The 1,111-nt window shown below is 78.1% G+C and carries 2 protein-coding genes; both read right to left on the bottom strand.

Going from position 1 to position 1,111, the window contains the following annotated elements; genetic code table 11:
* Positions 1 to 83: 83 nt before the first annotated feature.
* Positions 84 to 803: a class I SAM-dependent methyltransferase gene (locus ABZV94_RS41900; protein WP_356350402.1), complete on the bottom strand. Its 720-nt coding sequence runs from the start codon at positions 801 to 803 to the stop codon at positions 84 to 86.
* Positions 804 to 848: 45 nt separating this feature from the next.
* A partial coding sequence (locus ABZV94_RS41905; protein WP_356350404.1) for a lycopene cyclase family protein occupies positions 849 to 1,111 on the bottom strand: 263 nt, incomplete at its 5' end.

Raw genomic sequence — 1,111 nt, forward strand, 5'->3', positions numbered from 1 at the left:
GCGCCCCGTGCCGGGCGGCGCCGGCAGCATCCGGGCCCGCCGGTCCCGGCCACGACGGCAGCCGTCCGGCGGCTCGGCCGCGGTCATCGCGGGTTCTCCGCCCGCCGGGCGACGACGGTGTGGGTGATGCCGGTCTGCCAGCCCGGCAGGGGCAGGATCCGGACGCGTTCGAAGCCGGCCGCGCGGACGCGGGCGGCGAGGCGGTCGGCGGTGTCGAACTCGACGACGCTGCGATGCAGGTGGCGGTACAGCCCGCCGTCCCCGAGGACGGACGCCGCGGGCTGTACGAGGCCGCGGCACACCAGGCTCCACACCGCGCGGTCGACGCGGCGGCCGCTGAGCGTGTACTCGTGCACGGCGAGCCGGGCGCCGGTCCTCAGCAGGTCCCGTACGGCGGTGAGGACGGCGTCGGGGTCGCGCACGTTGCGCAGCAGGTAGGCGGCGAAGACCGCGTCGAACGGTCCGGTCACGCCCGCCTCGGCCAGGCGTTCCACCGGTGCGCGCACGAAGGTGACCTCACGCGCCCAGGGCTTGGCGGCGGCCCGCCGCAGCATGCCGGCGGAGGCGTCGACGGCGGTGACGCGTGCGGCCGGCAGGACGGCGCGGAGCGCGGCCGTCGAGGCGCCCGTGCCGCAGCCGAGGTCCAGCAGGTGCAGGCCCGCTCCGGGTCCGGGCAGGCCGAGACGGCGTACCGAGCGCCGGAGGTGGGCGTGGTAGCCCGGGTTGGCGGCCACCAGCGCGTCGTAGCGGCGGGCGGCGTGGTCGAACGCGGCGGTGAGGTCCTCGTCGCGCAGCAGCGTCATGCGGTCTCCAGGTCGGTGGCGTCGGAGGGGGTCAGTCGGCGGGGGTCAGTCGGACGGGCGGCGGGGCAGCAGCGGCAGTTCGAGGGCCGAGCGGAGCATCGGGCCGAGCGGGGTGCGCAGGCCGACGGCGAGGTCCTCGCGCAGGCGGGTGCGTCCGTCAAGGAAGCGCAGCAGCCGGGGGGCGGGTACGCGGGCGAACAGGCCGCAGAACAGCGCGGGTCCGTCGACCCGGCCGGTGGCCAGGGCGCGCAGCAGCACGGCGTCCATGGCGCGGGCGCGGGCGGAGTGGGCGGGAGGCGGCACCGGCC

Source organism: Streptomyces sp. NPDC004658 (genome assembly GCF_040609555.1).
Lineage (GTDB): Bacteria > Actinomycetota > Actinomycetes > Streptomycetales > Streptomycetaceae > Streptomyces.